1 rRNA gene is annotated in these 1987 nt (G+C 56.1%); it reads right to left on the reverse strand.

The features are described 5' to 3' along the window. Positions 1-24: 24 nt before the first annotated feature. A 23S ribosomal RNA gene (locus tag F3087_RS45675) occupies positions 25-1987 on the reverse strand; the annotation flags it as partial.

Consider the following 1987-nt stretch of genomic DNA (forward strand, 5'->3'; position numbering starts at 1 on the left):
GCACAGTGGACGCGTAGCTTCTTTGTTGGTAAGTCCTCGGCCGATTAGTACCAGTCACCTACACCCGTTACCGAGCTTCCAGTTCTGGCCTATCAACCCCATGGTCTGTGGGGGGCCTTAACCCCTCGAAGGGGGAGAGAAACCTCATCTTGGAACAGGCTTCCCGCTTAGATGCTTTCAGCGGTTATCCCTTCCGAACGTAGCTAACCAGCAGTGCCCTTGGCAGGACAACTGGCACACCAGAGGTTCGTCCGTCCCGGTCCTCTCGTACTAGGGACAGCCTTCCTCAAGTTTCTTAACGCGCGCGGCGGATAGAGACCGAACTGTCTCACGACGTTCTAAACCCAGCTCGCGTGCCGCTTTAATGGGCGAACAGCCCAACCCTTGGGACCTACTCCAGCCCCAGGATGCGACGAGCCGACATCGAGGTGCCAAACCATCCCGTCGATATGGACTCTTGGGGAAGATCAGCCTGTTATCCCCGGGGTACCTTTTATCCGTTGAGCGACACCGCTTCCACTTGCCGGTGCCGGATCACTAGTCCCGACTTTCGTCCCTGCTCGAGCTGTCGCTCTCACAGTCAAGCTCCCTTGTGCACTTGCACTCGACACCTGATTGCCAACCAGGCTGAGGGAACCTTTGGGCGCCTCCGTTACATTTTAGGAGGCAACCGCCCCAGTTAAACTACCCACCAGGCACTGTCCCTGAACCAGATCATGGTCCGAGGTTAGAAGTCCAATACGATCAGAGTGGTATTTCAACGATGACTCCACAAACACTGGCGTGCCCGCTTCACAGTCTCCCACCTATCCTACACAAACCGTACCGAACACCAATACCAAGCTATAGTGAAGGTCCCGGGGTCTTTTCGTCCTGCCGCGCGTAACGAGCATCTTTACTCGTAATGCAATTTCGCCGAGTCTGTGGTTGAGACAGCTGAGAAGTCGTTACGCCATTCGTGCAGGTCGGAACTTACCCGACAAGGAATTTCGCTACCTTAGGATGGTTATAGTTACCACCGCCGTTTACCGGGGCTTAAATTCTCAGCTTCGCACCCCGAAGGGCGCTAACCGGTCCTCTTAACCTTCCGGCACCGGGCAGGCGTCAGTCCGTATACATCGTCTTACGACTTCGCACGGACCTGTGTTTTTAGTAAACAGTCGCTTCTCACTGGTCTCTGCGACCACCCCCAGCTCAGACCGCAAGGGCCGTCACCGGTTGTGGTCCCCCTTCTCCCGAAGTTACGGGGGCATTTTGCCGAGTTCCTTAACCACAGTTCTCTCGATCGCCTTAGTATTCTCTACCTGACCACCTGTGTCGGTTTGGGGTACGGGCCGTGTACCAACTCACTAGAGGCTTTTCTCGGCAGCATAGGATCACTGAATTCGCCTCAATCGGCTACGCATCACCTCTCAGGCTTCATGCGGTGCGGATTTGCCTACACCACGCCCTACAGGCTTACACCAGTACAACCACTGACTGGCCCAGCTACCTTCCTGCGTCACCCCATCGCTTGACTACTACCAGCCAGGGTCATGTGCATCCCTCCACTCGAGACCCGAAGGTCTTCTCGGAAGTTCAGGACACTTAGCACAACTGATTCATCATGGGCGCGGATACACGGGTACGGGAATATCAACCCGTTGTCCATCGACTACGCCTGTCGGCCTCGCCTTAGGTCCCGACTCACCCTGGGCGGATTAACCTGGCCCAGGAACCCTTGGTCATTCGGCGGACGAGTTTCTCACTCGTCTTTCGCTACTCATGCCTGCATTCTCACTCGCATGGCCTCCACAACTAGGTCACCCTGCTGCTTCCATGGCCATACGACGCTCCCCTACCCACCCCAACCACTGCACACCGTCCCGTAGAACGATGCGGATGTATTGTTGGAGTGCCGCGGCTTCGGCGGTGTACTTGAGCCCCGCTACATTGTCGGCGCAAAATCACTTGACCAGTGAGCTATTACGCACTCTTTCAAGGGTGG

Source organism: Nocardia colli (assembly GCF_008704205.1).
GTDB classification, from domain to species: Bacteria; Actinomycetota; Actinomycetes; order Mycobacteriales; family Mycobacteriaceae; genus Nocardia; species Nocardia colli.